Origin of the sequence: Azospira sp. (assembly GCF_030247495.1) — a bacterium.
Lineage (GTDB): Bacteria > Pseudomonadota > Gammaproteobacteria > Burkholderiales > Rhodocyclaceae > Azospira > Azospira oryzae.
In genome coordinates this window covers 112,914-138,347 of sequence record NZ_JAOTRW010000006.1, presented here as the reverse complement: position 1 = coordinate 138,347, position 25,434 = coordinate 112,914, and the positions used below count along the sequence as shown (strand labels likewise).

20 protein-coding genes are annotated in these 25,434 nt (G+C 67.2%); 7 read left to right on the top strand and 13 right to left on the bottom strand.

The features are described 5' to 3' along the window. The first annotated feature begins 88 nt into the window (after window positions 1-88). Both can and OEL49_RS10420 read left to right on the top strand, forming a co-directional pair. Window positions 89-745: a carbonate dehydratase gene (gene can / locus OEL49_RS10425; protein WP_014235906.1), complete on the top strand. Its 657-nt coding sequence runs from the start codon at window positions 89-91 to the stop codon at window positions 743-745. A 174-nt stretch (window positions 746-919) separates the two neighbouring features. Continuing rightward, on the top strand, window positions 920-2,479 hold the full coding sequence (locus tag OEL49_RS10420) for an acetyl-CoA hydrolase/transferase family protein (protein ID WP_014235907.1): 1,560 nt from the start codon (window positions 920-922) through the stop codon (window positions 2,477-2,479). Window positions 2,480-2,549: 70 nt separating this feature from the next. Here OEL49_RS10420 and OEL49_RS10415 read toward each other — a convergent pair whose 3' ends face one another. Next, the gene (locus tag OEL49_RS10415) at window positions 2,550-3,065 is read right to left on the bottom strand and encodes a DUF2059 domain-containing protein (RefSeq protein WP_152090159.1); all 516 of its coding nucleotides are present in this window, start codon (window positions 3,063-3,065) and stop codon (window positions 2,550-2,552) included. A 231-nt stretch (window positions 3,066-3,296) separates the two neighbouring features. Between OEL49_RS10415 and OEL49_RS10410 the strand changes: the two genes are divergently transcribed. The 3 genes from OEL49_RS10410 to OEL49_RS10400 all read left to right on the top strand — a co-directional run bounded on the left by OEL49_RS10410 (window position 3,297) and on the right by OEL49_RS10400 (window position 7,264). After that, a complete protein-coding gene (locus tag OEL49_RS10410) occupies window positions 3,297-4,187 on the top strand; it encodes an ROK family protein (protein WP_287874699.1) in 891 nt (296 codons plus the stop codon). Between the two features lie 18 nt (window positions 4,188-4,205). Continuing rightward, complete coding sequence (locus OEL49_RS10405; RefSeq protein ID WP_287874620.1) at window positions 4,206-4,907, top strand: MOSC domain-containing protein; 702 nt, start codon at window positions 4,206-4,208, stop codon at window positions 4,905-4,907. A 185-nt stretch (window positions 4,908-5,092) separates the two neighbouring features. Continuing rightward, complete coding sequence (locus tag OEL49_RS10400; protein ID WP_287874619.1) at window positions 5,093-7,264, top strand: bifunctional diguanylate cyclase/phosphodiesterase; 2,172 nt, start codon at window positions 5,093-5,095, stop codon at window positions 7,262-7,264. Window positions 7,265-7,274: 10 nt separating this feature from the next. On the opposite strand, the gene OEL49_RS10395 is transcribed toward OEL49_RS10400, so the two are convergent. The 9 genes from OEL49_RS10395 to rsmB all read right to left on the bottom strand — a co-directional run bounded on the left by OEL49_RS10395 (window position 7,275) and on the right by rsmB (window position 20,784). After that, window positions 7,275-8,387, bottom strand: coding sequence for a hypothetical protein (locus OEL49_RS10395; RefSeq protein ID WP_287874618.1), 1,113 nt, complete (start codon window positions 8,385-8,387; stop codon window positions 7,275-7,277). A gap of 221 nt (window positions 8,388-8,608) precedes the next feature. Beyond that, window positions 8,609-10,633 (bottom strand): primosomal protein N', encoded by a 2,025-nt coding sequence (locus tag OEL49_RS10390; protein WP_287874617.1) that lies wholly within the window; start codon window positions 10,631-10,633, stop codon window positions 8,609-8,611. Between the two features lie 651 nt (window positions 10,634-11,284). Beyond that, window positions 11,285-12,367 (bottom strand): uroporphyrinogen decarboxylase, encoded by a 1,083-nt coding sequence (gene hemE, locus OEL49_RS10385; protein ID WP_014235914.1) that lies wholly within the window; start codon window positions 12,365-12,367, stop codon window positions 11,285-11,287. A gap of 99 nt (window positions 12,368-12,466) precedes the next feature. Further along, window positions 12,467-13,924 carry a TrkH family potassium uptake protein gene (locus OEL49_RS10380; RefSeq protein WP_014235915.1) on the bottom strand — a complete coding sequence of 486 codons (1,458 nt, stop codon included), beginning with the start codon at window positions 13,922-13,924 and terminating at the stop codon, window positions 12,467-12,469. Window positions 13,925-13,934: 10 nt separating this feature from the next. Further along, complete coding sequence (gene trkA, locus OEL49_RS10375) at window positions 13,935-15,365, bottom strand: Trk system potassium transporter TrkA (RefSeq protein ID WP_014235916.1); 1,431 nt, start codon at window positions 15,363-15,365, stop codon at window positions 13,935-13,937. 116 nt (window positions 15,366-15,481) lie between these two features. Beyond that, complete coding sequence (locus tag OEL49_RS10370; protein WP_130459642.1) at window positions 15,482-16,738, bottom strand: sigma-54-dependent transcriptional regulator; 1,257 nt, start codon at window positions 16,736-16,738, stop codon at window positions 15,482-15,484. A gap of 23 nt (window positions 16,739-16,761) precedes the next feature. Further along, window positions 16,762-18,882, bottom strand: a complete 2,121-nt coding sequence (locus tag OEL49_RS10365) for a sensor histidine kinase (protein WP_287874616.1) — start codon at window positions 18,880-18,882, stop codon at window positions 16,762-16,764. After that, a complete protein-coding gene (locus OEL49_RS10360; protein ID WP_152090167.1) occupies window positions 18,879-19,487 on the bottom strand; it encodes a DUF4390 domain-containing protein in 609 nt (202 codons plus the stop codon). The genes OEL49_RS10365 and OEL49_RS10360 overlap by 4 nt, the downstream gene beginning before the upstream one ends. Next, the gene (gene rsmB, locus OEL49_RS10355) at window positions 19,447-20,784 is read right to left on the bottom strand and encodes a 16S rRNA (cytosine(967)-C(5))-methyltransferase RsmB (RefSeq protein ID WP_287874615.1); all 1,338 of its coding nucleotides are present in this window, start codon (window positions 20,782-20,784) and stop codon (window positions 19,447-19,449) included. Before rsmB ends, OEL49_RS10360 begins: the two co-directional genes overlap by 41 nt. 173 nt (window positions 20,785-20,957) lie before the next feature. Between rsmB and OEL49_RS10350 the strand changes: the two genes are divergently transcribed. Together OEL49_RS10350 and OEL49_RS10345 are read left to right on the top strand one after the other, a co-directional pair. Then, window positions 20,958-21,860 (top strand): cation diffusion facilitator family transporter, encoded by a 903-nt coding sequence (locus tag OEL49_RS10350; RefSeq protein ID WP_287874614.1) that lies wholly within the window; start codon window positions 20,958-20,960, stop codon window positions 21,858-21,860. Continuing rightward, a complete protein-coding gene (locus tag OEL49_RS10345) occupies window positions 21,860-22,783 on the top strand; it encodes a S1/P1 nuclease (protein WP_287874613.1) in 924 nt (307 codons plus the stop codon). Before OEL49_RS10350 ends, OEL49_RS10345 begins: the two co-directional genes overlap by 1 nt. Window positions 22,784-22,873: 90 nt before the next feature. On the opposite strand, the gene htpX is transcribed toward OEL49_RS10345, so the two are convergent. The 3 genes from htpX to def are packed head-to-tail and all read right to left on the bottom strand — an operon-like array spanning window position 22,874 to window position 25,262. Continuing rightward, window positions 22,874-23,719, bottom strand: coding sequence for a zinc metalloprotease HtpX (gene htpX, locus OEL49_RS10340; RefSeq protein WP_287874612.1), 846 nt, complete (start codon window positions 23,717-23,719; stop codon window positions 22,874-22,876). A 57-nt stretch (window positions 23,720-23,776) separates the two neighbouring features. Next, entirely contained in the window at window positions 23,777-24,703 is a 927-nt protein-coding gene (fmt, locus tag OEL49_RS10335; RefSeq protein ID WP_287874611.1) for a methionyl-tRNA formyltransferase, read from the bottom strand. 55 nt (window positions 24,704-24,758) lie between these two features. Beyond that, window positions 24,759-25,262 carry a peptide deformylase gene (def, locus tag OEL49_RS10330; protein ID WP_130459634.1) on the bottom strand — a complete coding sequence of 168 codons (504 nt, stop codon included), beginning with the start codon at window positions 25,260-25,262 and terminating at the stop codon, window positions 24,759-24,761. Between the last annotated feature and the right edge of the window lie 172 nt (window positions 25,263-25,434).

Sequence of the window (25,434 nt, the reverse complement as noted above, 5' to 3'; positions counted from 1 at the left end):
CTCCCGGCCCTTCGCCCCCGACCTTCGACCTACCCGGCGCCATGGGGTAAAATGCCGTTATTCATAATTATGTAATGGAAGGCCATGCATGGCATCCAGTCTTGACCACCTTTTCGAACAGAACCGGATATGGTCGGAACGCATTCGTTCCGAAGATCCGGAATTCTTCGACCGCCTCGCCACATTACAGAATCCCGAATACCTGTGGATCGGCTGTTCCGATTCCCGGGTCCCGGCCAACCAGATCACCGGCCTGCAACCGGGGGAAGTGTTCGTCCATCGCAACATCGGCAACGTGGTGGTGCATAGCGACCTGAACTGCCTCTCGGTACTGCAGTACGCCGTCGATGTGCTGCACGTGAAGCACATCCTGGTGGTGGGCCACTACGGCTGCGGCGGGGTCAAGGCGGTGCTCGACAACCTGCGCGTCGGCCTGGTGGACAACTGGCTGCGCCACATCCAGGACGTGCGCCAGAAGCACCTGGCCATGCTCAATGCCATCGCCGACCCGGCCGTGCGCCTGGACCGCCTGTGCGAGCTCAACGTCATCGAGCAGGTGCTCAACGTCTGCCATGCCACCGTGGTCCGCGATGCCTGGGACCGGGGTCAGGACCTGACGGTGCACGGCTGGGTCTACGGCCTGGCCGACGGCCTGGCCAACGACATGAACATTTCGGTGAATTCTCACCAGGACACCCACGCGGCCTACGAGGCTGCGATCGCCCAGATCGGCTCGCCGGCCTGATCTGACTTGCGGAGAGGCCGCCCGCAACACGGGCGGTTTTTTCACGTTAACGGACGCCCATCCGCGTCCCGCCGGCGTGCATCACCTTTGAGACCAGCCAGCCGCTGGACCCGGGCCACCCAAGAAAGTCCGGGCCGTTGCTGACCCCCACAATCAACAGCAGGAGTTTCACCCATGTCCGGAACCCGGATTCTCAACGCTGCCATGCGCAGCAAGATCATGTCGGCCGAACAGGCCGCCGCCCTCATTCAGTCCGGCATGAACGTCGGCATGAGCGGCTTCACCGGCGCAGGCTACCCCAAGGTCGTGCCCGCCGCCCTCGCCAAGCACATCATGGACTCCAATCTGAACGGCAAGAAGTTCAAGATCGGCGTCTGGACCGGCGCTTCCACCGCCCCCGAACTGGACGGCGCCCTGGCCATGGTGGACGGCGTGGAAATGCGTCTGCCCTACCAGTCCGACCCCACCTGCCGCAAGCGCATCAACGCCGGCGAGATGGAATACATCGACATCCATCTGTCCCACGTTTCCCAGTTCGTCTGGGGCGGCTTCCTCGGCAAGCTGGACGTGGCCGTGGTGGAAGTGGCCGGCATCACCGAAGACGGCAAGCTGATCCCCTCTTCCTCCGTCGGCAACAACAAGACCTGGCTGGACCAGGCCGACAAGATCATCCTGGAAGTGAACTCCTGGCAGAGCCTGGACCTGGAAGGGATGCACGACATCTATTACGGCACCGCCCTGCCGCCCCATCGCAAGCCCATCCCCATCATCCGCACCGAAGACCGCATCGGCCAGCCTTACTTCAACGTCGATCCCAGCAAGATCATCGCCATCGTTGAAACCAACAAGCCGGACCGCAACTCCGCCTTCACCCCGCCGGACGCCAACTCCAAGCTGATCGCCGGCCACATCCTGGACTTCCTCCAGCATGAGGTGAAGATGGGCCGCCTGCCGACCAATCTGCTGCCCCTGCAGTCCGGCGTCGGCAACGTGGCCAATGCCGTGATGGCCGGCCTCAAGGACGGCCCCTTCGAGAACCTCACCGCCTACACCGAAGTGCTGCAGGACGGCATGCTGGAACTGCTGAAGTGCGGCAAGATGACCTGTGCCTCCGCCACCTCCTTCTCCCTCTCCCCCGAGGCCCTGGCCGATCTCACCGCCAACCTGAAGGACTTCAAGAACAAGATCATCCTGCGGCCCCAGGAGATCTCCAACCATCCGGAAGTGATCCGCCGCCTCGGCGTCATCGCCATGAACGGGCTCATCGAAGCCGACATCTACGGCAACGTGAACTCCACCCACATCATGGGCACTTCCATCATGAACGGCATCGGCGGCTCCGGCGACTTCGCCCGCAACGCCTTCATCTCCATGTTCATGACCCCCTCCAGCGCCAAGGGCGGCACCATCTCCTGCATCGTGCCCATGGTCTCCCACGTGGACCACACCGAGCACGACGTGCAGGTGATCGTCACCGAACAGGGCCTGGCCGACCTGCGCGGCCTTTCCCCCAAGGCCCGGGCCAAGGTGGTCATCGAGAAGTGTGCCCACCCCAATTTCAAGCCGGCCCTGCAGGAGTACTACGAGCGCTCCCTGCGCTACTCCCCCGGCCGCCACACCCCGCACCTGCTGGACGAAGCCTTCACCTTCATGCCCAACTGGATGGCCAACAAGGCCGCCCGGGAAGCCTGGCGCGACGACTCCCTGGTGCAGGCCGACGCCTGGAAGAAGTAAGCCGGGCGGTTCTTTCCGCCCAAACGAAAACCGGCCCCGAGGGGCCGGTTTTTTTTCGGGGTGGGGCCCGTCAGGGCTTGCTGCTGGCGGCCTGCATCTCGGCCACGAAATCCCGCTGGATTGCCTTCAGCTGGGCGCCCATTTCCGCCATGGAGCGCTGGGACTCCTGGGATATCTGACGCAGCACCAGGGGCATCTTCTCGATGGTGGCGCGGCCCGCCGGCGTTTCGTAGAAGGCGAGCATGCCGGCCACTTCGTCCTCGGTGAAGGTCTGGGTATAAAGGCGCATGTACATCGGCTCCTGGCGCTCCCAGGACAACTGCTCCTGGATCAGGGCCACCATGCGTGCCGTCATCCGGGTGATGGCCGCCTCCTGGGCCGGGGTCGGCGACTTGCCCCGCAGACTCTGCTGCGCCAGGCCCTGCATCATGCCCTGGGCCTGCTGCTGCACTTGCTGCAACAGGGCACGGGCCTGGGTCACCTCCAGCAGGCGCCGGACCGAGGCTTCGCTGGCCGGCTCGGCCAGGGCTGCAGAGCCCCCGAGCAGAAGGACAAGGAGCAGCAGGTTGCGGATTGATGAGTGCATGGGGATTCCAAAAAAGGGATGGAGTAAAAGACAAGGCTACGAGCCCGGGGATTATGCCGTCCGACTTGGCAAACGCCAATGCGGGCTGCCCCGCGTCCCGGCCGGCTTTTCCCGCTCCCGCCCCTGTGCCAGAATGGCCCGCCTGCCATTTGCCGACGCTGCAATGCCCATCCCCGCCACCATCCGCACCATAGCAACCACCCCGCCTCTGCGGCTGCCGAGGGCGTGACCGTGCGTCTCGGCATCGACCTGGGCGGCACCAAGATCGAGATCATCGCCCTGGGCGACGACGGCCGGGAGCTGCTGCGCCGCCGGGTGCCGACGCCCCGGGGCGACTACGGCGCCACCCTGCAGGCGGTGGCAGGCCTGGTGCGGGAGGCTGAAGCGGCGCTGCAGATGACGGGCAGCGTCGGCGTCGGCATGCCCGGCAGCGAATCGATCCTCACCGGCCACATCCGCAACGCCAATTCCACCTGCCTCATCGGCCAGCCCCTGGGGCGGGACCTGGAGGCCCTGCTGCAGCGGCCGGTGCGCCTGGCCAACGACGCCAACTGCTTCGCCCTGTCCGAAGCCATGGACGGAGCCGGGCGGGGCGCCCGCTGCGTCTTCGGCGTCATCCTCGGCACCGGGGTCGGCGGCGGCCTGGTCATCGACGGCCAGGTGCTGCGGGGCGCCAACGGCATCGCCGGCGAGTGGGGCCACATCCCCCTGCCCGGCGCCGGAGCCGACGACCGGCCCCTGCCGCCCTGCTACTGCGGCCGCCACGGCTGCGTCGAAACCTATCTCTCGGGCCCGGCCCTGGCGGCGGACCATCAACGCCACGGCGGCGAAGCCATGGAGGCGGCCGCCATCGCCGCCGCCGCGGCCGCCGGCGACGCCCGCAGCGAGGCCACCCTGCAGCGCTACGAAGCCCGTCTGGCGCGGGCCCTGGCCACGGTGATGAATATCGTGGACCCGGACGTGATCGTCCTCGGCGGAGGCCTGTCCAACCTGCAACGGCTCTATGCCAACGTGCCCCGCCTGTGGGCACCCCACGTCTTTTCCGACCACATCGCCACCCGCCTGCTGCCGCCCGTGCACGGCGACTCCTCCGGAGTGCGGGGCGCCGCCTGGCTGTGGTGATTGCCTGAAAGTGAAAGCATGGCCCTGATCGTCTCCCGCCTCGCCGTCGGTCCCGTTTCCGCCCTGCCGGAAGGCCGCCCCACGGCTATCTACAAGAATGCCGTGGACGGCCCGCTGGCCATCGGCCCCCTTGGCCTGGAAGGCGACGCCCAGGGCGACCGGCGCGTCCATGGCGGGCCGGAGAAGGCCGTCCATCTTTACCCCAGCGACCACTACGGCAAGCTGGCGGCAGCCTTTCCCGAGGCGGCAAGCACCCTGGTACCCGGCAGCCTGGGGGAAAACCTGGCGGTGGCCGGCACCGACGAGACTCAGGTCTGCGTCGGCGACATCTACGTCTTCGGCAGCGCCCGCCTGCAGGTTTCCCAGCCCCGCTCCCCCTGCTGGAAAATCGACTCCCGCCACGGCGCCGACGGCATCGCCGCCCACATCGCCGAGCACGGCCTCACCGGCTGGTATTTCCGCGTCCTCACCCCGGGCTCGGCCCGGGTGGGCGATGCCCTGCAACTGGAAGCGCGCAACCCGGACCCGGTGTCCCTGGCCGAACTGTGGCAGGGCTGGCAGATCCACCGGCCGCCCCTGGAACTGCTGGAGCGCCTGGCCGCCACCCCGGGCCTGACCCCGGACTGGAGCCGGCGCCTGCGGCAGCGGGCCGACTGGCTGCGGGCCAATCCCCAGGCGGCTGCCGCGGCTGCCACCACCTGGCACCCGGCACCTTCTTGATTCTTTCTGCGAAAAATCAAATTGGATGCAGGGCACGGCGGAGAATTAGTCGGAAAGTAATATATGCTGGAGGCTTAGTCGGTCGTCGACCTAGTCTTCCATAAATGAGAAACAAAGAGCCCATCCGCCCCTACGTATCCCTACGCCCCATTCGGCGGGGTATCGAGGTGTTGCCGCTGCTGTTCATGATTATCCTGACGGCCCTGCTCTGGGGAGCGGTCACCACCATCCTGCATCATGAAAAGGATCGGGAAATCGAGCGTGCATTCCAGCGACTCGACTATTTGCGCCGCACCTTCCAGGAACACAGCCTCAACACCCTGACCACGGCGGACCAAATTCTCCGCCTGCTCAAGGCCGAGTTTGAGGAACGGCCCAGTACCCGGGAATTCAGCGAGTTCCGTCAAGCCCTGGAACGCAGCGCCATCATCGTGCAGCTAGGGGTGATCGGCGCCAACGGCAATCTGCAGTGGAGCAACCAGCCCTTCAAGCCAATCAACCTGGCCGACCGGGAGCACTTCCAGGTCCATGTGGAACGGGACAGTGGCCAAGTCTTTATCAGCAAGCCGGTGCTGGGCCGGGCCTCGGGCAAGTGGTCGATCCAGCTCTCCCGCCGTCTCAATCATCGGGACGGCAGTTTTGCCGGTGTCGTCGTTGCTTCCGTGGATGCCCATTATCTGGGACGCTTCTATCAGGAGGTGGGCTTGCAGCCAGGGGCCGTTCTGGGCCTCGTGGGCCACGACAAGGTGGTTCGCGTCCGGGTCACCGACCAGGAGGTGATCGTCGGTCGCTCCCTGGGCGAAGACTCACCCCTGCTCAAGGCCCTGGGCGCCAATCCGGAAGGACATTTCCTGGCGCCCAGTTCCATGGACGGAATCCGGCGCCTCTACAGCTACGGCCAGATGCCCGGGCAGCCCCTGGTCGTCTTCGCTGGATTTGACGAGGCGCGCGTCCTTGCTGCCTATGGGGAGCGCGCCTACTCCTACTACCAGGTGGCCTCCATATGTTCCGCCATCCTGCTTCTGACCGGCATGTTCCTATGGTGGCTCCTGCTGCGCCTGCGCCAGGCGCGCCAAGAAGTGGAGGCAGCCCACGCGGTGTTCTCCGCCGCCCCCGATCCCATGGTGATGCTGCAGCGGGACTCCGGCGGCCACTTCCACTATCGCTATTTCAATCCCGCCGCCCTGACCCTGGCCGGCCGCCGCGCCGAGGAAATGCAGCACCATCCCCTAGACCAGGTGCTGACGCCGGAAGATGCCCTACGCCGCCAGCTGATGCTGGAGCAGACGGTGCGCAGCGGCCAGGTGCAGGAGGCCGAACAGACCACCACCTACCCCAGCGGCGAGCGCACCGTGCGCTGGACCGCGGTGCCGGTACACGATGGCAGCGACCACATCAGCCACGTCGCCCTGATCGGCCACGACCTCACCCAGCTGCGGGAAGAGCAGCGCCAGCTGTGGCTCTCCGACGCCATCGTGGCCCAGACCCACGAGGCGGTCATGGTCACCGATGCCAGCGAGCGCATCTTCCGCGTCAATCCGGCCTTCTGCCTGATGACCGGCTACGCGCCGGAAGAGGTGGAAGACCATTCCCCCGGCCTGCTGGCCTCCGGTGTGCACGACGCCGAGTTCTACCACCACATGCACCAGGCCCTGCAGAGCCGTGGTTTCTGGCAGGGGGAGGTGTGGCAGCGGCACAAGGACGGCCATCTCTTCGCCTGCCTGCTGGATATCTCGACCCTGCGCGACGGCGAAGGCCGCCTCACCCACTACGTGCACGTCTTTTCCGACATCACCGAACAGAAGCATCTGGCCGAGCAGATGGAGCACCTGGCCCATTTCGACGGCCTGACCCAGCTGCCCAACCGCAACCTGTTCCAGGACCGGGTCTGCCAGGCCCTGGCCCGGGCCGAACGCAACGGCACCGGCCTGGCCCTGATGTTCATGGACCTGGACGGTTTCAAGGCGGTGAACGACAGCGCCGGCCACAACACCGGCGACCGCCTGCTGGTGGAGGTGGCGCGGCGCATCACCAGCGTGCTGCGCAAGGTGGACAGCGTCTCCCGCCAGGGCGGCGACGAATTCACCGTGCTCCTGGAGAACCTCAACAACGGCCAGGGCATTGCAGAAACGGAAGAGGCGGCGCGACGCATCATCGCCGCCATCAACGAGCCGGTGCTGCTGGACGGCCGCAGCTTCCGCGTCGGCGCCAGCATCGGCATCGCCTTCTACCCGGCGGACGGCGACAACGTGGAACTGCTCATGGCCCGGGCCGATGCGGCCATGTACCAGGCCAAGGCCCGGGGCAAGAACCGGCATCTGTGCTGGACGCCGGAACTGGCCCCGGGAGAGGCCTGAGGCCAGCCCTTCAGGTAGTGGCCAGATCCACCTGCTGCAGGGAACCGGCCTCGCCGTTCTCGGCCAGCCAGACGCCGGTCTGGCGCACCTGGCCCTGCTGCTGGTTGTCCCCGTCCTTGAGGCTGAACTCGCTCTGCACCGAGCCCAGCCAGAGGGCGCCCACACCCGCCTCCTGCAAGGTCTGCAGGCCGGCGCCCTGGCCTTCCTGACCCGCCTTTCCGGCTGCCGCCGCGTCGGCGCCGGGCTGCCACAGCCGCAGTTGGGAATAGATGGCGTCGGCCTCGTCGATCCAGTTGTTGCCGTCCGTGTCGTAGGCCTTGAGATCGGCGAAGCCGTTGCCGGAAAGGGCGCCGAACAGCTCCCGGCCGTCGTTGATGGCGCCGTCGCCGTTGCGGTCCAGGGCCAGGAAGGCGGAGCCCCGGCCGAGGCCGGCCACCGACTCCTTGTCGCCGTCCGCATCCAGGTCGAAGTCGAAGCGGGTGTCGGCCAACTCGGCCGCCTTGCCCGGGAAGTTGAGCACCAGGGGATCTTTCAGTTCCCAGGTACCGCTTTCCTTCCGTTGGTAGTCGGCCTCGTACTGGCGTTGCATGGCCACCTCCAGATCGAAGTCGATGCAGCGGCCGTCGGCGGTGCGCACGCTGCCGCTGGCGCAGACTGTGGTGGATTCGCTTTCCCGCACCTTGAGGTTGGTCTCCGACTCCCAGGCCACCACCCGCACCCGGGGCATATGGGGCTGGGCTTCAAAATCCCCCGCCGCCGGCGTTCTGGCTGACGCCCCTTTGCCCTGGCCCAGGTCAGGCAGGCCGGTGCCGTCCTCGTCCTTGTCGCAGCAGCAGTCCTTGTCGCCGGCGGTGAGCATGGCGAACAGCCGGGTGATCATCTCCTGCAGCAGCTGGTCCACCCTGCGCCGGCGGCTTTCGTCGCCGCTGGCGATGGCGCCGCTGCTCCAGCTTTCCGGCACCAGGGCGACGGCCGAGGCCCTCGGCTCCACCTCCTGAGCGACGATCTTGCCGTCCTTGGCATAGCTTTTCATCATGTTCTTGAACTCCTCGTCACGCTCGACCCGGAAGACAAAGCTGCTCTCCCGGGTTTCGCTGGCCGTGCGCTGACAGCTGATATCCATCTGGCAATCCTGGATTCTCATGATTTCTCTCCACAAAAGCCCGGCCCGGAATGGGCTCGGGCCAGAGCCTTTGCAAGAGTCTTGCCAAATGTAAAAAACCTTGAGTTTCAGCGGGTTGACGCGGAATGGAGGTATTTCACCGGGCTTGCCGGCGGCAATGATGGACGGCCCCGGCGGCAGGATGTGGCTGGGTGTGGCCGGCAACGGCCGCCGCCCCGGCTTCAGAATTCCAGGGGGTCCACTTCCAGATGCCAGCGCAGGCGGGAGGGCGCCTTGATGCCTTCGAGCAGGGGCCGCCATTCGGCCAGGAAGGCCTGCAGGGCGGGGCGTGAGGTGGATTCGGCGAGCAGCTGGGCCCGCTCCAGGTTGGCCCGGCGGGCCATGCGCATGGGCACCGGGTCGTACAGCAGCACCGGGCCGTTGCCGTTGAGGTCGGCCCCCAGGGCCCGGGCCTGGGCCAGGTACTCCAGGGCCGGCCCCATCTCCGGCGCCTCGGCCCGCAGCATGACCTGGTAGGAGTAGGGCGGAAAGCCGGCACTGCGCCGTTCTTCCAGCTGGCTGGCGGCAAAGGCGGCGAAGTCGTGCTGCTGCAGGGCGCCGTAGAGGGGATGTTCCGGGTGTTCGGTCTGGATCAGCACCTCGCCGGGCAGTTCGGCGCGACCGGCGCGGCCGCCCACCTGCATCAGCTGGGCGAAGAGGCGCTCCGGGGCACGCCAGTCGGCGGCGAAGAGGGCCGCATCGGCGCCGGTGACGCCCACCAGGGTGAGGCGGGGAAAGTCGTGGCCCTTGGCCAGCATCTGGGTGCCCACCAGGATGTCGGCCTCGCCGGCGTGGATTTTTTCCGCCAGGGCTTCCCACTGCTTGCGACTCTTCGCCGAATCCCGGTCCACCCGCAGGATGCGGGCCTCGGGAAAGCGTTCCTGCAGGGTCGTCTCCAGGCGCTGGGTGCCGCGGCCGAAGGGATGGATGTCCTGGTTGCCGCAGCTGGGGCAGGCCCGGGGAATGCCGTTCTCGAAGCCGCAGTGGTGGCAGCGCAGGCGCCGGTCGGCCAGGTGCAGCACCAGGTTGGCAGCGCAGCGGCGGCAGCGGGAAATCCAGCCGCAGGAAGGGCAGGCCAGCACCGGGGCGTAGCCGCGCCGGTTGAGGAACACCAGGCTCTGCTCGCCCCGTTCCAGGCGCACCTGCAGGGCCGCCAGGAGGGCCGCGGAGAGGCCGTCCTGGAGCTTCTCCCGGCGGGTGTCCAGCAGCCGCACCGGCGGCAGGGAGGCGGCGGCGTTGGCCCGGTCCGCCAGGGTGAGCAGGGTGTAGCGCCGGGGAATACCCTCGCCGGTGGCGTTGGCCCAGGTTTCCAGGGACGGCGTCGCCGAGCCCAGGACGATGGGCACGCCCCGCTGCCAGGCGCGGAACACGGCCACGTCCCGGGCCGAGTAGCGCATGCCGTCCTGCTGCTTGAAGGAGGGATCGTGCTCCTCGTCCACCACGATCAGGCCCAGGTCGGGCAGGGGCGTGAAAATGGAAAGGCGGGTGCCGAGGACAATGCGGGCCTCGCCCTTGAAGGCCGCCTTCCAGTGCCGGGTGCGGGCGGCCTCGGTGAGTTCGCTGTGCAGGCTGACCAGGCCGACGCCGGGGAAGCGGCGCCGCACCCGCTCTTCCAGCTGGGGCGTCAGATTGATTTCCGGCACCAGCAGCAGGGCCTGATGGCCGCCGGCCAGAGCCGCCTCCACCAGGCGCAGGTACACCTCGGTCTTGCCCGAGCCGGTGATGCCGTAGAGCAGGAAGGGGGCAAAGCGGGGTACAGTGCCCACCCCCGCCGCCAGTACGGCGGCGACGGCCTCGGCCTGGCCCGGGGTCAGCTCCGGCGCCGCCTGGGGCGCCTCCGCCTTGACCTTGGCCTTCACCGCCCGGGCCTTGGGCGGATCGGTACGCCGCAGGCCCACCGGCAAGGCTGCCAGCATGACCTCGCCGATGGGGGCCTGGTAATAGCTGCTGCAGAACTCGGTGAGACGGAACCAGTCCGGCGGCAGGGGCGGCACGTCATCCCGCAGGATTTCCGCCGCCTTCAGCTTGTCCAGGGGCAGGTCCCCTTCCTCGTCGGCGCCGAGCACGGCGGTGATGACGCCGATGCGCGTGCCCCGGCCGAAGGGCGCCCGCACCCTCCGGCCCACGTCGTCGGGCTGGGCGTCGGGGGCCAGGTAGTCGAACTGGCGGTGCAGAGGAACGTCGAGGGCGACGCGGATGACGGGCATGGGGATGGGCAAAGGGGCCGGCGACACATCACCGGCAAGGCCGGAAGCTTAAGGGATCGGGGGCCTTTGGGAAAGGCCGGCGGACCGGCGGGGACCTTCCGGGCCGGGCCCCGCTTCCACGGGCAGGATCTCGGCCCAATGCACAGCCCAACTCTCAGCCCAAGTTAGGGGCACAAGTTCGCCGTCTTTCTCCTGAATAGGGGCCAAGCCCTTTGCCCGAAAGGACTTTTTCACTTACTCACAATTCCTGTGGATAACTTTGTGGATTGTGCCGGAATAATTTTGCTAAGCAGGCCCCCCGCAAGGGTTTTTGTCACTTTGCTGCAAAATAAGGCACTCCTATCACCCTTATAAATCAACGACTTACAAATATGCCCAAAGTAATAGCCGGCCTTTTGTAACAAATCGTCACCGCGCCCTCTTTCTGTGCATAAGTCAAGGGGAAGGAGCGAAAAAACTTTGGGGAACGGTCCCGTCCCCGCGTTATCCCCGGAATGGGGCGGGGGAACTGGAGGATGGCGAGGGCTAGGAGGAAAGGCAGGCGGGAAGCCGCTGACGGCAGGGGCCCCGTGGGGAAGGCCGCCCCCCGCCATGCGGCGGGGAGGGGGATTGCAGACCGGCGCCCCGGGCGGAGCGCCGGGCAGGGCTGGATCAGCCCTGCTGCCGCAGCTTGCGGCTGTGGCCGTGCACCGCTTCCACCAGCGCCGTGACGTGGTCCGGCGGGGTGAACTGGGAAATGCCGTGGCCCAGGTTGAAGACGTGGCCGGTCTTGCTGCCGCCGGCGGCGTGGTAGGAATCCAGCACCTTCTTGGCTTCGGCCTGCACCACTTCGGGGGAGGCGAACAGCACATTGGGGTCCAGGTTGCCCTGCAGCGCCACCTTGCCGTTGGTGCGGCGGCGGGCTTCGCCGATGTCGATGGTCCAGTCCAGGCCCACGGCGTCGCAGCCGATGGCAGCGATTTTCTCGATCCACAGGCCGCCGCCCTTGGTGAAGACGATGCAGGGAATCTTTTCCCCGTCCTTCTCCTTGGTCAGGCCGGCAACGATGCGGCGCATGTACTGCAGGGAGAATTCCTCGTAGGCCGCAGCGGACAGGCCGCCGCCCCAGGAGTCGAAAATCATCACGGCCTGGGCGCCAGCCTCGATCTGGGCGTTGAGGTAGGAGGTCACGGCATCGGCGGTCACCGAGAGGATGCGGTGCATCAGGTCGGGACGGTTGTAGAGCATGGTCTTCACATGCCGGTAATCGTCGCTGGAGCCGCCTTCCACCATGTAGCAGGAGAGGGTGTAGGGGCTGCCGGAGAAGCCGATGAGGGGCACGGAGTTGTCCAGGGCGCGGCGGATCTCGCTCACCGCGTCGGTGACGTAGCGCAGGTGCTCGTAGGGGTCCGGTGCCTGCAGGTCGCGGATGGCCCATTCTTCGCGCAGGGGACGCTCGAACTTGGGGCCTTCGCCTTCGGCGAAGTACAGGCCCAGGCCCATGGCGTCGGGCACGGTGAGGATGTCGGAGAAGAGAATGGCCGCATCCAGGTCGTAGCGGGCCAAGGGCTGCAGGGTCACTTCGCAGGCCAGGGCCGGGTTCTTGCACAGGTCGAGGAAGCTGCCGGCGCGGGCCCGGGTCTCCCGGTATTCGGGCAGATAGCGGCCGGCCTGGCGCATCAGCCACAGGGGGGTGTAATCGGTGGGTTCCTGCAGCAGGGCGCGCAGGAAGGTGTCGTTGCGGGGTCGGGTCACAGGGGGCTCCGCCGGGTTAGCTAGAAAGACCCGGATTATCCTTCGGAACCCCCACCCCTGTCATTGGGATAGATCAAGCCGCCCCCAGATCGGCCGGCCTCACTTGCGCCAGAAGGCCGGCGTCAGCACCACCAGCAGGGTGAAGATTTCCAGGCGGCCGAGGAGCATGGCGAAGGAACAGACCCAGGTCTGGAAGTCGCTCAGCACCGAGTAATTGGCCGCCGGGCCCACCGCATCCAACCCCGGGCCCGCATTGTTGAGACAGGCCACCACAGCGGAGAAAGCGGTGACGATGGGCAGGTCGCTGGCCGAGAGCAGCAGGGTCAGGCTGACGATGGTCACCATGTAGATGAAGCTGAAGGCCAGCACCGCGTGCAACACCGGATCGGGCACGATGACGCCCTGGATACGCACCGGATGCACCGCCGTCGGATGCATGGCCCGCACCAGTTCCCGGAACACCTGCTTGTAAAGGATGACGGCCCGCATCATCTTGATGCCGCCGCCGGTGGAGCCGCCGCAGGCGACGAAGCTGCAAAGGAACAGCACCCACAACTGGGCGAACATGGGCCACATGGTGTAGTCCGTGGTGGCAAAACCCAGGGAGGTGGCCAGGGAAATGACGTGGAAGGCGGTGTAGCGCAGGGCCGTACCGAAGCTGTCGTAGAGGCCGTAGGGCATCAGGTAGAGGGCCAGACCGACGGCGCTGACGGCCAGTACGCCGAGATAGAACGGCAGTTCGAAATCCCGCTGGTAGGGCTTCAGGCTCCAACCCCGCAGGGCGAGGAAATGGGTAGCGTAGTTGATGCCGGAGAGCAGGGCAAAGCCCATGGCCACCAGTTCGATGGTCAGACTGTTGTAGTAACCCAGGCTGGCGTCCCGGGTGGAAAAGCCGCCCAGGCCAAGGATGCTGAAAGCGTGCATAAGGGCGTCCCACCCTTCCATGCCGGCCCACCACAGGGCCAGGGCGCAGAGCACGGTGAACAGCAGATAGACGCCCCACAGCCCCTTGGCGGTTTCGGCGATGCGCGGCGTCAGGCTGGAATCCTTCATCGGCCCCGGCAGTTCGGCCTTGAACAGGGCCCGGCCACCGATGCCCAGCAGGGGCAAAATGGCCACCGCCAGCACGATCACCCCCATGCCCCCCAGCCAGTGCAGGAAGGTGCGCCAGAAGTTGATGGAAAGGGGCAGGGAGTCCAGCCCCGACATCACCGTCGCCCCAGTGGCCGAAAGGCCGGAGGCGGCCTCAAAATAGGCGTCGGTAAATGAGATGTCGGGCAGGAAAAGCAGCAGAGGCAGGCTGGCGAAGAGGGGCAGGATGGTCCAGGTCAGGGCCACCAGGAGAAAGCCGTCCCGCACCCGCAGGTCCTGGCGGTAACGGCGGGTACAAACCCACAGCAGCAGGCCCACGCCCATGGTCACCACGATGGCCTCGTCGTAGGCCGCCGTGGCGCCATCCTGGGCGTAGGCGGATACCGCCAGGGGCGCCAGCATGGTCAGGCCGAAAATGAGGACGATCAGGCCCAGGATATGGAAGACGGGATAGAAGCGGCGCATGGTGCCCCCGTCAGAGAAAACCGAAGCCGACCTGGAACAGTTTTTCCACCTTGTGCACCAGCTTCTTGTTCACGCAGAAGACGATGACGTGGTCGCCGGACTGGATCACCGTGTCGCGGTGGGCGATGACCACGTGGCCGTAGGCCTGGATGCCAACCGGTCCCTGGTAGCCGATGATTTCCGGCGTCTCCAGGTCGCGCACGATGGCGGCGATGGTGACGCCCTTGGGCAGGGGAATCTCGCCCAGGCTGCGGCCCACCACCCGGGAGGAATTGCGGTCGCCGTGGGCCACCAGTTCCAGGGCCTCGGCGGCGCCCCGGCGCAGGGAATGGACCTGGGAGACGTCGGCCCGGCGCACGTGGGCCAGCAGGGTGCCGATGGAGACCTGGGCCGGGGAAATGCCGATGTCGATGGGGCCGCCCTGCACCATGTCGGCGTAGGCGCGCCGGTTGATCAGGGCCAGCACCCGCTGGCAGCCCAGGCGCTTGGCCAGGGAGGCGGCCATGATGTTGTCTTCGTCGTCGTTGGTGAGGGCGAGGAAGAGGTCCATCTCGGCGATGTTCTCCTGCTCCAGCAGGTCCTCGTCCGTGGCGTCGCCGCACAGCACCAGGGTGTCGCCCAGCCGCGGCGCGATCCATTCGGCCCGGCTGCGGTTGTGCTCCACCAGCTTCACCTCCAGGCGCTGCTGCAGGGCGGTGGCCACCCGGTAGCCGATGTTGCCGCCGCCGGCGATCATCACCCGCTTCACCGGCCGCATCATGCGCCGCAGCTCCCGCAGCACCGGGCGGATGTGCTCGCTGGCGGCGATGATGAAGACTTCGTCGCCGGCATGGATCACCGTCTCGCCCTCGGGAATGATGGGCTGGTCCTGGCGGAAGAGGGCGGCGATGCGGGCATCCACCTGGGACGGCAGGTGCTCCCGCAGCTTGCGCACCGGCTTGCCCACCAGGGCGCCGCCCTCGTAGGCCCGCACCGCCACCATGACCAGGCGGCCCTCGGCGAACTCCAGCACCTGCAGGGCCTCGGGGAAATCCACCAGACGCACGATGTAGTCGGTGATGTTCTCCTCGGGGCAGATGGCGAAATCCACGGCGAAGTTCTCGTCGGAGAGAAGCTGCTCGTCCTCGAGGAAATCGGCGGCCCGCAGGCGGGCAATGCGGGTCGGCACGTTGAAGCGGCTCTTGGCGATCTTGCAGGCCACCAGGTTGGTCTGGTCGCTCTGGGTCACGGCGATGAGCAGGTCCGCATCGTCCAGGCCGGCGTCGCCGAGGATGGATGGCAGGGCCGCATTGCCGCACACGGTGCGCAGGTCGAGCCGGTCCTGCAGGGCGGCCAGGCGCTCCCGGTCGTTGTCCACGATGGTGATGTCGTTGGCCTCGTGCACCAGGGCCTCGGCCACGCTGGCGCCGACCTGGCCGGCACCGAGAATGACGATCTTCATGCTTCCCCCAATGTCCTGGGCCGGCCATGGGGCGGCCGGCGGGAACCTGTTCTATTGCGTCGAGTGTAGCGCCGGTGGGGAAGGGCGGGGCGTGGACTGCATCACGCCCAGGCGGATCAGCCCTCGCCGCCGCGCTTGCCGGTGCTGACGCCCAGTTGCTTGAGCTTGCGGTAGAGGTGGGTGCGCTCCACCCCGGAACGTTCCGAGACCCGGGTCATGTTGCCCCCTTCCTGGCGCAGGACGTGTTCGAAATAGAGCTTCTCGAAGGCGTCCCGGGCTTCCCGCAGGGGCTGGGAGAAAAGGGGCTCCAGGGGCGTGCTGGCGGCCTCGCCGTCGGTGGTGTGGAGCAGGCCGGCCACGTCCTCGGCGCTGATTTCCTCCTCCAGGGCGGTGAGGGCCAGGTTCTTCACCGCGCCCTGCAGCTCGCCCCAGCCGTCGGCGCTCCAACGGTGCATGCGCAAGGCGTTGAGGGCGGCGCTGGAGAAATGGCGAGCCGGGGCTTCGCCCCGCTCCATCAGGTGGGAAAGCAGCAGGCCGGCGATTTCCGGCACCTCGTCGGCATGGGCGGAAAGCTGGGGCAGGGCCACCCAGACCTCGCCGAGACGAGCTACCAGAGCGGCGTCCCAGCCGGCTTCGAGCAAGGACTGGAGCGGCTTGTGGCAGGCCACCACCAGTTGCAGCTTGTACTTCTCCAGGCGCTCCAGGGCGAAGGCCAGGTTCATCTGCTGCAGCTTGCCCAGGACCGCCAGGTCCGGCACGAAGAGGATGCCGCCGGAGGCTTGTTGCAGACGTTCCTGGGTCAGGGGCCCGGATTCGGCGGCCAGGTCGAGCCAGGGCGCATGGGGCGCCTGCAGGGTGCGGGCGCAGATGTCGGCGATGGCGCCGGCGCCGCCCTTGAGCAGCAGCACCGGGGCGCTCTTGGCCGCCTGCTCCAGGCGCTTCTTCAGGTCCTTGAGCAGGGGCAGCTTGGCCAGGGCATCCAGGGTCAGGGGCGGCTTGACGGTCTGGGCGTCGTGCTTCAAGGCCTTCTTCACCGTGGCCAGGAGCTTCTGCAGGGCGATGGGCTTTTCCAGGAATTCCACGGCGCCGTGGCGGGTGGCCTCCACCGCGGTGTCGATGGTGCCGTGGCCGGACATCATCACCACCGGCATGGTCAGCAGGCCCGAGGCGCCCCATTCCTTGAGCAGGGAAATACCGTCGGTGTCGGGCATCCAGATATCCAGCAGCACCAGGTCCGGGCGCTTCTCGGCCCGCAGGCGGCGGGCGGCCGTGGCGTTCTCCGCCAGCCAGATGTGATGTCCCTCGTCCTCCAGGATTTCCGACAGCAGTTCCCGGATGCCGATTTCGTCGTCCACAACCAGTATTTGAGCCATGTTGCTTGAGATCCTCGGTTTTCTTATGGGTTGGCCAGGGGCAGGCGGATGCTGATCTGGGCGCCGCCTCCGGTGCCGTTTTCATGCTTGTTGGTGATGTCGATGCGGCCGCCGTGCTCGTCCACGATCTTGCGCACGATGGCCAGGCCCAGGCCGGTGCCCTTGGGCTTGGTGGTGACGTAGGGTTCGAAGGCCCGGGCCAGGATTTCCGCCGGGAAGCCGGGGCCGTTGTCCTCCACTACCAGGCGGGCAAAGCGCCCGGCCGGCTCGGTGGCGAGGCGGATGGCCGGCGCCGGCTGCTCCGCCAGGGCGTCCTCGGCGTTGCGCAGCAGGTTGTGGATGATCTGCCGCAGCTGGGTGGCGTCCCCCAGCACCGGCGGCAAGTCGCCGGCCAGATGCACGTCGATGCTGGCGTGGGAGGTCTCGTAGAGCCCCAGCACCTCGCCCACCAGGGCGTTGAGGTCGAGCATCGCCAGCACCGGCGAGGGCATGCGGGCGTAGTCGCGGAAGTCGTCCACCATGCGCTTCATGGCCTGGACCTGGTTGATGATGGTCTGGGTGCCCTTGTTCAGGGTCTCGGCCGCGGCCGCATCCAGCTTGTCTTCCAGCTTCATCTGCAGGCGCTCGGCGGAAAGCTGGATGGGAGTGAGGGGATTCTTGATCTCGTGGGCCAGACGCCGGGCCACTTCGCCCCAGGCAGCGCTGCGCTGGGCGGCGATGAGCTGGGTCACCTCGTCGAACACCACCACGTAGCCGCCGCCGCTGCCGGCCGGCAGCTTGGAGCCCCGCAGCAGCAGGACCTGGGGCGCCAGGCCGGGGCGGTCCAGCTCGACCTGGGTCTGCCAGTCCTCCTCTGGATGGGCGGCAAAGCCGTCGCGGATGGCCCGGCCCAGCAGGTTCTGCCGGGGCCAGGCTTCCACCGGCTCGCCGGAAAGGCCGACGAAGTCGTCACCAAGGATGGTGCTGGCCCCCGCATTGATGGCCCGCAGGACGAAGCGGGCATCGAAGGCGAGAACGCCGGCGGAGAGGTTGGCCAGGATTTCCTCCAGATAGGCCCGGGCCGATTCCAGTTCGCTGCGGTGCCGCTCCGTCTCCTTGCGGGCATCGTCCAGCTGGCGGGTCATCTGGTTGAAGGACTGGGTCAGCACTCCCAGCTCGTCCCGGCTGTAGATGGCCTGGCGCGGCGTGAAGTCGCCGGCGGCCACGGCCTGGGTACCCTCGGCCAGGATCGAAAGGGGCGCCGAAAGGCGCCGGGCCAGCACGTAGGCCACGGCGATGGCGGTAAACAGGGACAGCAGCAGGGCCAGGGTCAGGGTCAGGGCGTAGATGTGGGTGAGGCCGCTGCGGGCCAGGGACAGCTCCTGGTAGTCCCGGTACACGTCCTGCACCGCATCGGCATTCTCGGCGATGGCCGGCGGCACCCCCTGGGTCAGCTGCAGGATGCGCGGCTCCTCGGTCAGGCCGTAGCCGGGAATGCCCACCAGCACCCTGAGGGTCATGTCCTTGCCTTCACCCTCGATGGAACCGATGCCCCGGGAAAGACGGGCCTGCTTCAGCTGGGCGGAAGAGGGCAGGGAGGGCAGCAGGGAAGAATAGTCGCCATTGGCGCTGGCGATGACCTGACCGTTGGCGGCGAAGAGGGCCGCGCTTTCCACCCCGGCCTGGTCGCGCAGGCGGTTGAGCAGCAGGCGGCGGGTGCCGTCGGGCCGGTCGGCCAGTTCCTGGGCCATCTGCCGGCCCTTTTCGGTGAGGTCGGAAAGCATGGCATCGAGGGCGCTGCGCCCCAGGTTGAGGCCCGACTCCAGGGCGGTCTCCACCCGCACGTCGAACCAGCTCTCGATGCTCTTGGTGACGAACTGCACCGACACGGCATAGATGGTGACACCGGGCACCACCCCCATGAGGGCAAAGAAGACCAGCAGGCGCAGCTTCAGGCGGGAGCCGAAAACCTTGGCCCGGTGCTCCTTCCACAGGGCCCGCAGCTGCCAGGCCACCAGGCCGGCCAGGGCCAGGGCCACCAGACCGTTGAGGGCCAGCAGCCAGGGATAGTTGCGGGCGAAGAGGGCCGTATTGGCCGAGGCCGAGGCCAGCAGGAAGAGCAGGATGCCGCCCAGGGCGGCGACGATGACCAGGAGGACTCTCACTTGGCGCCCTCCCGCGGCGGCTCTTCCCGGGGCACGGAGAAGGGCCAGTTGAGCCAGTCGGAAGCCAGGTTCCATTCCCGGTTGGCCAGGGCCGTCAGCTGGAAGGGCTTGGGCAGCTGGGAGGGATCGAGGCGCAGGCGCAGGGAAGCCTGGTAGGTTTCCCCGGGCCGGAGGGCCACGGACTTGTCCAGCACCGTCCAGTGGCGCAGGCGGGAGAGGATGCGCAGGGCCTCCTCCAGGGAGGAGAAGTTCTGGTGCAGGGCACCGGAGGAAAGGCGGTACTGGCGGGTGAGGGCGTTGTAGGAAAGACGCAGGGTCTGGCTGCGGCTGGCCACCTTGTCGTCCAGCCAGTACCAGCGGACGCGGGTCAGCTCGAATTCCACCAGGAAGTTGAGCACCACCCCCCGGGTCACCGCCTCCTCCAGGCGGGAATTGAATTCGAAGGCGAAGTCGGCGGAGAGGGTATAGCCGTCGTCCCCCGGGGTGAGCTGGGGATTGCGTACCTCCACCTCGCTCGCCGCCCCCAGGGCAGCCCAGAGACAGAGCCAGCAGATGGCGAGGAGCTTAAGCGGTCTTTTCCAGCAGCGCATAGTAGAAGCCGTCATGTTCACTTCCTGGCAACAACTGCAACTCGTCGGCACCGTCGATGCCGATGCGGCGGGCATCCCCGTGGCGCGCCAGGAAGGCGCTCACCTGCTGGCTGTTCTCCTCGGGGAAAACGGAGCAGGTGGCATAGAGCAGGCGCCCGCCCACCGCCAGGGTCGGCCACAGCACCTCCAGGATCTGCCGCTGCACCCGGGCGAACTGGGCGATGTCGGTCTCCCGCCGCAGCCATTTGCTGTCTGGATGGCGGCGCACCACGCCGCTGGCGGAGCAGGGCACATCGGCCAGGATGCGGTCGAAGGGGCGGCCGTCCCACCAGTCGTCGGGGCAGCGGGCATCGGCAGCACGCACGGCGGCCCGAAGGCCCAGGCGGCTCAGGTTTTCCTCCACCCGGCGGCAGCGCAGCCCGTCCACGTCCAGGGCCAGCAGGTCCGCCCCGGCCCGCTCAAGAATATGGGCCGTCTTGCCGCCGGGGGCGGCGCAGGCATCCAGCACCCGCTGGCCGGCCCGGGCGTCCAGCAGCTCGGCGGCACGCTGGGCGCCCCAGTCCTGAACCGAGACAAAACCGTCGAAAAAGCCGGGCAGGGCATCCACCGTCACCGGCTTCTGCAGCAGCAGGGCGGCGCTGCCCAGGGGCACGGCGGCAATCCCGGCGGCTTCCAGGCGAGCCTGGTATTCCTCCCGGGAGCCCCGGGCCAGATTGACCCGCAGGGTCATGGGCGGCTGGCCGTTGCCGGCCGTGGCGATGGCTTCCCAATCCCGGGGATAGGCCCGGCGCAGGCGGGACAGCCACCAGTCGGGATGCCACCAGGCCCCCGACGGCTTGCCGGCGGCCCGGGCCAGCAGCTCGGGCCGCTGCCGCAGATAGCTGCGCAGCACGCCGTTGATCACCCCGCGGAAATTGCCCTTGGCCAGGGTGGCGGCAGCGGCCACGGCCTGGTCCACCACCGTGTGGCTCTGCTCCGGCCGGCTCTCCAGGCGGTACAGGGCGCACAGCAGCAGGCTCTGCAGCTGGGGTTCGGGCAGGGGCTTCTGCAGCAGGGCCGCCAGCACCGCCTCGCCCCAGCCATAACGGCGCAGGGCGCCGTAGGCCAGATCCTGGGCCTGGGCCCGGGTCGGCCCCAGTTCGCCCTTGGCCTGCTGCGCCAGCACTTCGGTCAGGCTGCGTCCGGCCTGGACGGCGGCAACGGCTGCACTGGCCAGCAGCAGGGCGCGGGCCAGGGAATCGGGGGCCGGCTCCGGAGCGGAGCGGACAGGAGAAGGGCGGCGGGAGGCGGGCGGGGAGTTGCGGGAAGACAAGGATTGCGGGCTCAAAAATATCGGTAAAAAAGGCTGCCGGAAGTACATCGGCGTAGTCGAAGCAGTTTAGCATGGCCTTTCTGTCGCTCCGGCAGCACCGGAGCGGTTTTCGCCACTTTTCCCGCCGTCGCGGGTCCCTCGGGCCCGGGGCACTTTTGGGCGATAATCCGGCCATGCACACCAACACCTCCCTGACCCGCTACGCCTGGCTGTCCATTGCCGCCGCCATCGCCACCATCCTGCTCAAGGGGACGGCCTGGTGGTGGACCGGCTCCGTCGGCCTGCTTTCCGATGCGCTGGAATCCTTCGTCAATCTGGCCGGCGCCCTCATGGCCCTGTGGATGCTGACCCTGGCGGCCCAGCCGCCCGACGAAAAGCACGCCTACGGCCACAGCAAGGCCGAGTATTTCGCCAGCGGCTTCGAGGGCCTGCTCATCCTGGTGGCGGCCCTGGCCATCGCCCACACCGCCGTCAACCGCCTGCTGAACCCCCAGGCGCTGGAGCAGGTAGGCGTGGGCCTGGCCATTTCGGTAGTGGCTTCCCTGGTCAATCTGGGCGTCGCCCGGGTCCTCCTGGCCGCCGGCAAGCAGTACGGCTCGGTCGCCCTCAAGGCGGACAGCGCCCACCTGATGACCGACGTGTGGACCTCCGTCGGCGTCATTGCCGGCGTGGCCGCCGTGGCCCTGACCGGCTGGCTGTGGCTGGACCCGATCCTGGCCCTGATCGTTGCCACCCACATTCTCTACACTGCCTGGCACCTGATCCGGGATGCGGCTGCCGGCCTCATGGACACCGCCCTGCCGGAAGAATTCCTCGGCAACCTGGAAAGCACCTTGTTGCCCCACCGGCAGCAGGGCATCGGCTTCCACGCCATCCGCACCCGCCAGGCCGGCACCCGGGCCTTCATTTCCCTGCACGTGCTGGTGCCGGGAGAATGGACGGTGCAACGGGCCCACGAACTGGCCGAGCAGGTGGAGGAGGACATTCGCCGGGCCATTCCCGGCGCCCACGTCACCACTCATCTGGAGCCCCTGGAAGATCCCCTGTCCCACCAGGACATCGACCTGGACCGCTGATGCGAGCCAAGGCGCTGCTCCTGATCCTGGGCATCGGCCTCGGCGCGCCTCCCGCCCTGGCCTGGAACGGGGCGGGGCACCGCATCAGCGCCAGCATTGCCTGGAACAGGCTGTCCGCCCCGGCGCGCCAACAGGTGAGCCGCCTGCTGCAGGCACACCCGGACCTCGCCCGCTGGCAACGGCAACAGAAGCACTACGGCAGCCTGGAGCAAAGCCGGGTTCTGTTCATCGAAGCCTCCACCTGGGCCGACGACATCCGTCACGACAGCCGCTACCACGACAACGACGCAGAGACGCTTTCCGACACGCCGGACATGATGGCCCGGCATCGGGACTGGCACTACGAGAACCTGCCCCTGACGCCTGGGCGGGGCGGGCCGGAGGAGCGGGCACCGCAGCGGGGACAGCTCACCACCCGCATCAAGCAGTTGTCGGCCCAACTGGCCGACCGGCGCCTGGGCGACCCGGAGCGGGCCTACGCCCTGGTCTGGCTGATCCATCTGGTGGGCGACATCCACCAACCCCTGCACGTGGTCAGCCGCTACGACGAGGAAGGCAATCCGGATGCCGGGGGCAACGACCAGTCGGTGATCGACCCGGCCAACAACCGCAGACCCGAAACCAGCCTGCACACCTATTGGGATGATCTGCCGGGACCCTCCCGGCTGCGGGGAAACCAGCTGCTGGATGCCGCCCAGTTAATGGACTCCGACATTCAGCACACACCACAGAAGACGGTTGCCGCCTGGCGGCAGGAGTCATTGCAACTGGCACGCACCCGGGTTTATCCCGGCATCGACAGCAATCTGGTGCCGGTACTGGATGAACGTTACAGCAGGCAAGCCAAGGCAGTCGCAGATAGACGGCTGGTTGAAGCAGGGCGCCGGCTGGCCGGACTGCTCAACAGGATATGGGGTAAGTGACGTTTCACGTGGAACAAAGCCGGCGAACGCCGCCGGGTGTTTCACGTGAAACAGGGCGGTGAGGACCGCCCTGTTTCTTTTGGGAAATTGTCAGCGGGCCAGCTGACGCAGCCGCGCAATGCGTTCTTCGGTCGCCGGATGGGTGGAAAACAGTCCGGCCAGACCACCCCCCGACAGGGGATTCATGATCATCATCTGGGCCGTTTCCGGATGGGCCTCCGCCGCCGGCATGGGAATGCCCCGGGCGTAGGCATCGATCTTGGCCAGGGCATCGGCCAGGGCCAGGGGGTCGCCGCTGATCTGGGCGCCGCCCCGGTCGGCCTCGAATTCCCGGGCCCGGGAAATGGCCATCTGGATCAGGCTGGCCGCCAGGGGCGCCAACAGGGCCACCAGGATGCTGGCCAGGGGATTTGCCGGTCGACCTTCTTCGTCCCGGCCACCGAAGAACATGGCGATATTGGCAAGGGCCGAAATGGCGCCGGCCATGGTGGCGGAAATGGTGGAAATGAGGATGTCCCGATGCTGCACGTGGGCCAGTTCGTGGGCCATGACGCCCCGCAACTCCCGCTGGGAGAGCATCTGCAGGATGCCGGTGGTCGCCGCCACCGCGGCGTTCTCGGGATTGCGGCCGGTAGCGAAGGCGTTGGGCTGAGCCTCGTCGATGATGTACACCCGGGGCATGGGCAACCCGGCACGGCCGGCCAGCTCCTTCACCATATTGTAGAGATAGGGGGAGGAAGCCTCGTCCACCTGCTGCGCGTTGTACATGCGCAGCACCATCTTGTCCGAATTCCAGTAGGCGAACACATTCATGGCGCCGCCCAGAAGCAGGGCGATCACCATGCCCTGGGCACCGCCCACGGCGCCGCCGATGACACCGAAAAGGGCGACGATGGCCGCCATCAGCAGGGTGGTCTTGAACCAGTTCGCACTCATCTCAAACCTCCGGACAATCTTGTATGGGTGGTTAACTCGGGGCGCCTGTCGCCAAATTCAAGCCGCCGGGAGTTCGAACCGCGCCCCTGCGGACACGCCGTGGCCGGCGAGGAACTGGGCTACCGGCAGGCGTTTGCCGCCGGCCTTCTGCAATTCGGTCAGCAGCAGGGAGCCACTACCGCAAGCCACCAGGATGCCGTGCTTGTCCGCCGCCAGCACGGTACCGGGGACACCGCTTTCGCTGCGGGGCAGGGCGGCCCAGACTTTCAGGGGCGCACCGTCCAGCACCGCGGTGGTTCCGGGGAATGGAGTGAAGGCCCGGATCTGCCGATCCAGCTCGGCTGCCGGACGGCGCCAGTCCAGGGGCGCCTCGGACTTGTCCAGCTTGGCGGCGTAGGTGACACCGGCTTCGGGCTGGGCGACCGCCGGCAGCGGCAGGTGCTGCAAGGCGCTGACAATAAGCTGGGCCCCCTGCACCGCCAGCTTGTCGTGCAGGGTCTGGGACGTATCCTGGGCCGTGATGGGCGTACTGGCGGAAAGGAGCACGGGGCCGGTATCCAGGCCGGCTTCCATCTGCATGATGCAGACACCGCTTTCCGCATCGCCGGCCAGAATGGCCCGGTGGATGGGAGCCGCGCCGCGCCAGCGGGGCAGGAGGGAGGCATGGATGTTGAGGCAGCCATGGCGCGGAATATCCAGCACGGCCTGGGGCAGGATCAGGCCATAGGCGGCCACCACCATCACGTCCGGTGCCAGCTGGCGCAGCTTCTCCTGGGCCGCCTCATCCTTCAGGGTCAGGGGCTGGAACACTTCGCTACCCCGGGACAGGGCCAGTTGCTTCACCGGCGAGGCCTGCAGGGTCATGCCCCGGCCCGCCGGCCGGTCGGGCTGGGTCAGGACCAGGGGAATGTCGTGGCCTGCCTCGTAAAGGGCGGCCAGGGCCCGGGCGGCAAATTCGGGAGTGCCGGCAAAGACGATTTTCATGGGGGGAGAACCAGAAGGAAGGAGGGCAGGGGAGCAGAGCTGCTCCCCCGGAAAATCAGGCGGTGATGCGGGCCTGCTTGGCCAGCTTGGCCTTGATACGGCCCTGTTTGAGCTGGGACAGGTGATCGACGAAAACCTTGCCCTGCAGGTGATCCATCTCATGCTGGATGCAGACGGCAAGCAGGCCGTCCGTTTCCAGGGAACAGGTCTTGCCGTCCAGGTCCAGGTAACGCACGGCGATATGCTCGGCCCGCTCGACCTTGTCGTAAATGCCCGGCACCGAGAGACAGCCTTCTTCGCCCACCTGCAGCCCGTCGCGGTGGGTGATTTCCGGATTGATCAGCACCAAGAGTTCGTCCTTGGTTTCTGACACGTCGATGACAATCACCTGCTTGTGTACATCGACCTGGGTGGCGGCCAGACCGATACCCGGCGCCTCGTACATGGTTTCCGCCATGTCCCGGGCCAGGGCACGAATGCCGTCGTCAATTTTTTCGACCGGAACCGCCACTTTTTTCAAGCGGGGATCCGGGAAGCGCAAAATAGGGAGTAAAGCCATAAAAAGCTTGCCCGAATAATCTATTACATGCAGAATTTAAACCAAATCCCTAGATTCGGGACATGGGTGTGGACAACAAAAGGGCCGCCCTTGTTCCGGCAGCGCGAGGACGCCACGATGATTCGACACCTGTTCGGCCGCCCTGGCCTGAACCCCGCCCGCATTATAGCCA

Excerpts from the sequence above, each read along its gene's own strand:
- OEL49_RS10405 (WP_287874620.1), top strand. The coding sequence starts at position 4,206 with ATGGCCCTGATCGTCTCCCGCCTCGCCGTCGGTCCCGTTTCCGCCCTG.
- OEL49_RS10380 (WP_014235915.1), bottom strand. The coding sequence starts at position 13,924 with ATGCGCCGCTTCTATCCCGTCTTCCATATCCTGGGCCTGATCGTCCTC.
- fmt (WP_287874611.1), bottom strand. The coding sequence starts at position 24,703 with ATGAAAATCGTCTTTGCCGGCACTCCCGAATTTGCCGCCCGGGCCCTG.
- htpX (WP_287874612.1), bottom strand. The coding sequence starts at position 23,719 with ATGAGTGCGAACTGGTTCAAGACCACCCTGCTGATGGCGGCCATCGTC.
- OEL49_RS10360 (WP_152090167.1), bottom strand. The coding sequence starts at position 19,487 with ATGACGGCTTCTACTATGCGCTGCTGGAAAAGACCGCTTAAGCTCCTC.
- OEL49_RS10415 (WP_152090159.1), bottom strand. The coding sequence starts at position 3,065 with ATGCACTCATCAATCCGCAACCTGCTGCTCCTTGTCCTTCTGCTCGGG.
- def (WP_130459634.1), bottom strand. The coding sequence starts at position 25,262 with ATGGCTTTACTCCCTATTTTGCGCTTCCCGGATCCCCGCTTGAAAAAA.
- OEL49_RS10350 (WP_287874614.1), top strand. The coding sequence starts at position 20,958 with ATGCACACCAACACCTCCCTGACCCGCTACGCCTGGCTGTCCATTGCC.
- OEL49_RS10345 (WP_287874613.1), top strand. The coding sequence starts at position 21,860 with ATGCGAGCCAAGGCGCTGCTCCTGATCCTGGGCATCGGCCTCGGCGCG.
- OEL49_RS10390 (WP_287874617.1), bottom strand. The coding sequence starts at position 10,633 with ATGCCCGTCATCCGCGTCGCCCTCGACGTTCCTCTGCACCGCCAGTTC.
- can (WP_014235906.1), top strand. The coding sequence starts at position 89 with ATGGCATCCAGTCTTGACCACCTTTTCGAACAGAACCGGATATGGTCG.
- trkA (WP_014235916.1), bottom strand. The coding sequence starts at position 15,365 with ATGAAGATCGTCATTCTCGGTGCCGGCCAGGTCGGCGCCAGCGTGGCC.
- OEL49_RS10420 (WP_014235907.1), top strand. The coding sequence starts at position 920 with ATGTCCGGAACCCGGATTCTCAACGCTGCCATGCGCAGCAAGATCATG.
- OEL49_RS10400 (WP_287874619.1), top strand. The coding sequence starts at position 5,093 with ATGATTATCCTGACGGCCCTGCTCTGGGGAGCGGTCACCACCATCCTG.
- OEL49_RS10370 (WP_130459642.1), bottom strand. The coding sequence starts at position 16,738 with ATGGCTCAAATACTGGTTGTGGACGACGAAATCGGCATCCGGGAACTG.
- OEL49_RS10395 (WP_287874618.1), bottom strand. The coding sequence starts at position 8,387 with ATGGATATCAGCTGTCAGCGCACGGCCAGCGAAACCCGGGAGAGCAGC.